Genomic DNA, 7,456 nt, shown 5'->3' on the forward strand with positions numbered 1-7,456 from the left:
CGGCGGGGGGATGCTCGATGTCGCGCCCGCTGTGGACTACCGCACGGTGGAGGCGGACCCCAATGACGGGCAGGCTGCCGCGGCCCGGGAGGAGAGTTCCTCGTCCGGCGGGGGTGGCGCCGCCCGGCAACCGTTGGGGACCGGCAACGAGATGTTGGGGGCGGGGCGTGCGGGTCTGACTTCGGCGGGCCAGGCCGGGGGGATGTCCGAGGTGGCGCCCGCGCTGCCCTGGGAGCCGGGTACGGACATGGACATGGACTTGGACATGGACTTGGACTTGGACATGGACCTGTACCCGGTGCCGGACCTGTACCCGGTGCTGGATCTGTACCCAGACCTGGACCTGGTGCCGGACCTGGTGCCGGACCTGGACCTGGACCTGGTGCCGGACCTGGACCTGGACCTGGTGCCGGACCTGGATCTGTACCTGGACCCGGACCTGGTGCCGGACCTGGACCTGGACCTGGTGCCGGACCTGGGCAGGGGCGGGGGCGTGGAGGGTCTGAACGCGCTGGGGTCTGGTGGGCGTGCGGCCGGCTCAACCGGCGGGGACTCCGTCTCCTCCGTGGGTGTGGGTGTGGGTGTGGGTGGCGGTGGTCTGTCGGCGGAGGCGGCTGATGGCGTGCAGGCCGCGGGTGAGGGCGCTGCCGCAGCCGGACCTGCCCCGGACGGGGGTCCTGCCCGGACGCTTCTTCAGATGAAGCTGGAGCGGGTGAGGGATGCTCTGGGGTCGGCCGGCGTGGACCCGGGCCCGGGGTTCGCCGAGGTGCTGAGCATCCGCGAGGACCGGGTGCTGCGCATCTTGAGCGGCACGCTGCAGACGCCGAAGACGGAGGAAGTTGAACGGATCGATGCGGCCCTCGGCCTGCTCAAAGATGGGGTCGCACTTACCGCGGAGACGGTGGACGAACGCGTGCGACTTGGCTGGACTCCTCTCCAGGCCACGTTGGCGGGCCTGATGAAGCAGGCGAGTGAACTCGGCAAAACTAGAGCGGCAGTGGCCGGCCTGATCGGCGCCGAGGAGTCACGAATACCCGTGTACCGATCGGGCATGACGCCGAGAATGAAGCACGGTGAAAGGATCAATGCGGTCGAGCGCCTGTTGGTTCCCGGACAGTGGTTGACCCGTGAGCAAGTGGGAGAAGAGGTCGCCCGGTATCGCAGGGACGAGGAGGGAGGGGTGGACTTCGCGGGCAAGCTGGCCTATCTGCGAGGGAAGCTGGACGGAACGATTTTGGCCCTGACCCGTGCGATCAGGGCCTCAGATGCGACGATTCAAATCTCAGACTCTTCTGTGACTAAATATTTGACCCCGGGCTATGACGTGAATCCTCCAATGGATGTCGTCGAACGGGTGAATGAGCTTTACCGGTTGTACCGGGAAGTGGACGCTGCGGCTGAGGAGACCGGGCTTCCCGCGGGCGGCACGCTGAACCCGTTCCAGGCCAAGGTATGGCGTTTGCAGGTACGTCTGGGGAAAGAAGAGCTGGACGGATTGCTGAAGGCTTACCCGGGCGAGGTTTCGCGCATCCTCAGCGACGGGGGGAACGCTCGCGTTCGGCTCGTTGAGCGGATCGATGCGGCCCTCGGCCTGCTCAAAGACGGGGTCGCACTTACCGCGGAGACGGTGGACGAACGCGTGCGACTTGGCTGGACTCCTCTCCAGGCCACGATGGTGTACCTGCTGGACAGTGTGGGAGGGGTCAGCGCCCTGGCAAACCTGCTCAACTGCACTGAACCAGTGGTGTCGAAGATTCGATGGGATACCGCGGGGCTGGGCATGGCGATGGGTGTCCGGATCAGGGCTCTGGAGCGCCTACTCAGGGCGAGAGACCGGGTCGGGGGCCCCCTCCCGACGTGCGCCGATGTGGAGGCCGCGGTCGGTGCTTTGCCTGCGTATGACCTGTCGGCCAGGGTGGCTTATCTGGTTCGCGTGGCGGGATCTGCCGCGGCCGCGGTCAGGGAACTCGATGCCGGGCGTGTGAAGGGAGAACGCCTTCTTTCCGGGAGCCAGCTGAGGAACTACCTGGCAGGCAAAATTTTGGACCCGGCTTTGGATATTGTTGATCAGATCGACCGGGCGTGTCATGTTTTTTGGCGGCTGGGGTTCCGTCCTGCTGATGCCAATCTGGCCGAGGTTTTGGGGGGCGAGGCCGCCGCCGCGACGGCTGCTGGATGGGTGGCTGGGCCTGCGGCTGGTGGGGACGGTACGGCGGCGCGGTTTGTCGTTGGGGGGCGGTTCGCGGGTGAGCGGACGCAGGTCGAGGAGCCGGGTACGGACCTGGACCTGGACCTGGACCCGGACCTGTACCCCGACCTGGACCTGGACCCGGACCTGTACCCCGACCCCGACCTGGACCTGGACCTGGACCCGGACCTGTACCCCGACCCCGACCTGGACCTGGACCTGTACCCCGACCTGGACCTGGACCTGGACCTGTACCCCGACCTGGACCTGGACCTGGACCTGGACCTGGGCAGGGGCGAGGGTGTGGAGGGTCTGAACGCGCTGGGGTCTGGTGGGCGTGGAGCCGGCTCAGCCGGCGGGAACTCCGTCTCCTCCGTGGGTGGGGGTGGCGGTGGTCTGTCGGGGGGTGTGGTGATGCCTGATCCGGCAGAGGTGTCCCCGGACGGGGTGGCGCGTGGGGCGAAGCGTCGTCAGGTGGGTGACAGTGGGCTGCCAGTGGGGGAGGCCGCGGGGTTGGGCCCGTTGTTGGGGGCGGGTGAGGTGCGGACGGAGCGGTGGGTTGGGCTTCGGTCTCGTGATCCTTTGAACCGTGATCGGGTGATTGAGCCGTTCGTTCTGGGGGAGGTCGACGGGCGGCGTGTGGTGCGGCGGCCGGCGGGGGTGGTGTCGGGTGACCTGATCGGGGTGGGTTATGCGTGGGCGTGGCATGAGGGTGCCGGGCCTGAGGAGGATGTACTGCGTTTGACGCGGCGGGTTCGTCTGGTTCCGCAGGGGGGTGTGGGTGCGGAGCGGGTGGCCGGGTTGCAGCGTGGTGTGCAGGCGGCGCTGGAGGAGTTGGTCGACGGGCGTGGGTATCGGGTTGCGGTGGAGCGGCGTGACGGGGTGACTGGTCTGCTGTTTCAGGTGGGTGTGGAGTTTGTGGATTCCGTGGATGAGGCTGACACGGTGGTCCGGGTCCATGGTGGCTCGCCGGTGGCGGATCGGGGGATGGGGCAGAACGACTGGTATACGGATGTGGATCCTGCCGCGTGGGTTCACGAGCTCGTTCATGGTTTGGGTGCGCGTGATGACCACGAGGGTCACGGAGATGTGCCGCGGTTGTTGCTGACGCGGCCTGAGGATATGCGCGCCAGGCCTCTGCTGGGTGCGGGTGAGTCCAGTCTGTTCGGCACGTTCGCCGAGGGGCACGGTGAGTTTGTTCTGACGGGGGATCACCTGCGGCAGATCGTGGATACGTTTCCTGCGGATCTGAACCGTCATGCGCTGCTGCGGCGGGACCCGGTCGGTGAGTTCGAGCGTGCGCCGAAGAGGCGGCGGTTGGAGGTTGAGTTCGGCTCGGGGGAGCCTGTCCGCCGGGAGCGGTCGCAGCAGGGGGATCCGGACGCAGCCTTGGCGGACGAGTCCTCCAGGCGTGGACTCGAGGCGTCCACCGCGGAAGAGCGGCCGATCAACGTGGAAGCGTGGCCGTCTGCGGATGACGCTTCCCCCCCGGTGCTTGTGCAGAAGATGCATTCCGTCCTGCGGACGGCTGTCGCAGTAGCTGCGGTGACCGGCGTTGGTGAGCGAGGGGTGGCTCACCATCTGCGCGATGGGACTGGACCGGGGCGTGCGAGGGTGGGGCGGTACAGGGATGAGTACGAGGCGTTGCGGCTGGAGTTGCTGCGGCTGCGGGAGCTGGGTGAGTCGTTCGATGCGAAGAAGTGGGTCCGCGCGCGGGAGGCGGAGCGGGAGGCTGTCGAAGGCTTGATGGCCGAGTTGTCCGTTGGTCGAATCCGGTCGCTCAACGTGGATGGGTGGCCGTCTGGGGCTGATGCTTCCCCCCCGGTGCTTGTGCAGAAGCTGCATGCCGTGCTGGGTACGGGTCCCGCAGTGGTCGCGGTGACCGGAGCAGCAGTCCATCCAGTCACAGTGACTCGACATGTGCGCGGAGGGACTGGACCGGGGCCTGCGAGCGTGGGGCGGTTCAGGGCTGAGTATGAGGCGTTGCGGCTGGAGTTGCTGCGGCTACTGGAGCTGGGTGAGTCGTTCGATGCGAAGAAGTGGATCCGCGCGCGGGAGGCGGAGTGGGAGGCTGTCAGAGGCGTCTTGGCCGAGTTGTCCGTTGGTGGAGTCGACGTGGAAGCGTGGCCGTCTGCGGATGACGCTTCCCCCCCGGTGCTTGTGCAGAAGATGCATTCCGTCCTGCGGACGGCTGTCGCAGTAGCTGCGGTGACCGGCGTTGGTGAGCGAGGGGTGGCTCACCGTCTGCGCGATGGGACTGGACCGGGGCCTGCGAGCGTGGGGCGGTTCAGGGCTGAGTACGAGGCGTTGCGGCTGGAGTTGCTGCGGCTGCGGGAGCTGGGTGAGTCGTTCGATGCGAAGAAGTGGGTCCGCGCGCGGGTGGCGGAGCGGGAGGCTGTCGAAGGCTTGATGGCCGAGTTGTCCGTTGGTCGAATCCGGTCGCTCAACGTGGATGGGTGGCCGTCTGGGGCTGATGCTTCCCCCCCGGTGCTTGTGCAGAAGCTGCTTGCCGTGCTGGGTACGGGTTCCGCAGTGGTCGCGGTGACCGGAGCAGCAGTCTATCGAGCGTCAGTGACTCGACATGTGCGCGAAGGGACCGGACCGGGGCCTGAGAACGTGGGGCGGTTCAGGGCTGAGTACGAGGCGTTGCGGCTGGAGTTGCTGCGGCTGCGGGAGCTGGGTGAGTCGTTCGATGCGAAGGCGTGGGTCCGCGCGCGGGTGGCGGAGCGGGAGGCTGTCGAAGGCTTGATGGCCGAGTTGTCCGTTGGTGGAGTCGAGGCGTTGAACGTGGATGGGTGGCCGTCTGGGGCTGATGCTTCCCCCCCGGTGCTTGTGCAGAAGCTGCTTGCCGTGCTGGGTACGGGTCCCGCAGTAGCCGCGGCGATCGGAGCAGCAGTCCATCCAGTCACAGTGACTCGACATGTGCTCGGAGGGACTGGACCGGGGCCTGCGAGCGTGGGGCGGTACAGGGCTGAGTACGAGGCGTTGCGGCTGGAGTTGCTGCGGCTGCGGGAACTGGGTGAGTCGTTCGATGCGAAGGCGTGGGTCCGCGCGCGGGTGGCGGAGCGGGAGGCGGTCGAAGGCTTGATGGCCGAGTTGTCCGTGGGTGGAGTCGAGGCGTTGAACGTGGATGGGTGGCCGTCTGGGGCTGATGCTTCCCCCCCGGTGCTTGTGCAGAAGCTGCATGCCGTCCTGGGTACGGGTTCCGCAGTGGTCGCGGTGACCGGAGGAGTAGTCCATCGAACGTCAGTGACTCGACATGTGCGCGATGGGACTGGACCGGGGCCTGCGAGCGTGGGGCGGTTCAGGGCTGAGTACGAGGCGTTGCGGCTGGAGTTGCTGCGGCTGCGGGAACTAGGTGAGTCGTTCGATGCGGAGGCGTGGGTCCTTCAGCGGTCGGCGGCGCGGCGAATTGGGACCGGGCCTGATGCGGCGCCGGCGGTGGACTACCGCCTGGGGCGGCCGGGGCTGTCCCGTGTGAGCGCGGATGATTCGGCTGATCTGGGTTCGGTGCGCGAGTCGGATGGCGGAGTTGGTGGTGTCGTCGGCGGGGATGTGGTGGGGGAGGCGGTCGGGGAGGCCGCGCGGTTGGGTCTGGTGTTGAGGGCCGACCAGTCACCCCCTCACGCCGTACCACCGCAACTTGATACCCACGCCTCGGCGGCGACTCAGGAGGCTCCCTCGGTCGGGGAGTTCCTGGACGAGTTGTCCTGGGACGAGGTGGAGGCGCTCGAGCAAGAGGCCGGCGACGAGCGTGCGTCGAAGAGGCGGCGGTTGGAAAGTGAGTTCGGCTCCGGGGGGTCTGTCCCCGAGGAGCGGTCGCAGCGGACGGACGTGGCTGAAGCGGTCAACGTGGAAGAGTGGCCTGTTGCGAGCGATGAGACCCCTCCCCGCGAGCTTGTGCAAAAGATGTACAAGATCCTGCGTTCGAATGCCGCAGTGGCCAGGGTGATCGGAGGCATCAAAGGATCAACAGCGTATCGCTACCGAAATGGAAGGCGTGGACCGCGCGCTGCGATATCGGGGCGGATCAGGGATGAGTACGAGGCGTTGCGGCTGGAGTTGCTGCGGCTGCGGGAGCTGGGTGAGTCGTTCGATGCGAAGGAGTGGGTCCGCGCGCGGGTGGCGGAGCGGGAGGCGGTCGAAAGTTTCATGGCCGAGTTGTCCGTGGGTGAACTCGAGGCGTTGAACGTGGAAGAGTGGCCATCTGCGGATTCCGCTACCCCCCCGGTTCTTGTGCAGAAGCTCTATTCCGTCCTGGGTACGGGTTCCGCAGTGGTCGCGGTGACCGGAGCAGCAGTCCATCGAACGTCAGTGACTCGACATGTGCGCGAAGGGACTGGACCGGGGCGTGAGAGCGTGGGGCGGTTCAGGGCTGAGTACGAGGCGTTGCGGCTGGAGTTGCTGCGGCTGCGGGAGCGGGGTGAGTCGTTCGATACGGAGGGGTGGGTTAGTGGGCGGGTGGCGGAGCGGGAGACGGTCGAAAGTTTCATGGCCGAGTTGTCCGTGGGTGAACTCGAGGCGTTGAACGTGGAAGAGTGGCCATCTGCGGATGCCGCTACCACCCCGGAGCTTGTGCAAAAGATTTGTGATGTCCTGGGTACGGACGGGGTAGTAGCCAGGGTGATCGGGGTTAAGAGAAGGGCAGCGTATCGCTACCGAAAAGGAAGTCGTGGACCGGGCGCTGAGATATTGGGGCGGTTCAGGGCTGAGTATGAGGCGTTGCGGCTGGAGTTGCTGCGGCTGCGGGAGCTGGGTGAGTCGTTCGATACGGAGGGGTGGGTTAGTGGGCGGGTGGCGGAGCGGGAGGTGGTCGAAAGTTTCATGGCCGAGTTGTCCGTGGGTGAACTCGAGGCGTTGAACGTGGATGGGTGGCCGTCTGGGGCTGCTGCTTCCCCCCCGGTGCTTGTGCAGAAGCTGCATGCCGTCCTGGGTACGGGTCCCGCAGTGGCCGCGGTGACCGGAGGAGTAGTCCATCGAGCGTCAGTGACTCGACATGTGCGCAAAAAAACGGGACCGGGGCCTGAGCGCGTGGGGCGGTTCAGGGCTGAGTATGAGGCGTTGCGGTTGGAGTTGCTGCGGCGGCTGGAGCGGGGTGAGTCGTTCGATGCGGAGGCGTGGGTCCTTCAGCGGTCGGCGGAGCGGCGGGTTGAGGCCGGGCCTGATGCGGCGTCGGCGGTGGACTACCGCCTGGGGCGGCCGGGGCTGTCCCGTGTGAGCGCGGATGATTCGGCTGATCTGGGTTCGGTGCGCGAGTCGGATGGCGGA

The 7,456-nt window shown here is 67.0% G+C and carries 1 protein-coding gene and 1 pseudogene; one reads left to right on the top strand and one right to left on the bottom strand.

The genetic code is table 11. From position 1 onward, the window contains the following. Window positions 1-36: 36 nt before the first annotated feature. Complete coding sequence (locus tag ABZZ20_RS36360) at window positions 37-285, bottom strand: hypothetical protein (RefSeq protein ID WP_356877257.1); 249 nt, start codon at window positions 283-285, stop codon at window positions 37-39. Between ABZZ20_RS36360 and ABZZ20_RS36365 the strand changes: the two are divergent. Continuing rightward, window positions 254-7,456, top strand: a pseudogene (locus tag ABZZ20_RS36365) (hypothetical protein); the annotation flags it as partial. The gene ABZZ20_RS36360 and the pseudogene ABZZ20_RS36365 overlap by 32 nt on opposite strands.

The organism is Streptomyces sp. NPDC006430, from assembly GCF_040612395.1.
Lineage (GTDB): Bacteria > Actinomycetota > Actinomycetes > Streptomycetales > Streptomycetaceae > Streptomyces.

What these genes read in the sequence shown, in the direction of transcription:
- ABZZ20_RS36360 (WP_356877257.1), bottom strand. Translation starts at nt 285, where the DNA reads ATGTCCAAGTCCAAGTCCATGTCCAAGTCCATGTCCATGTCCGTACCC.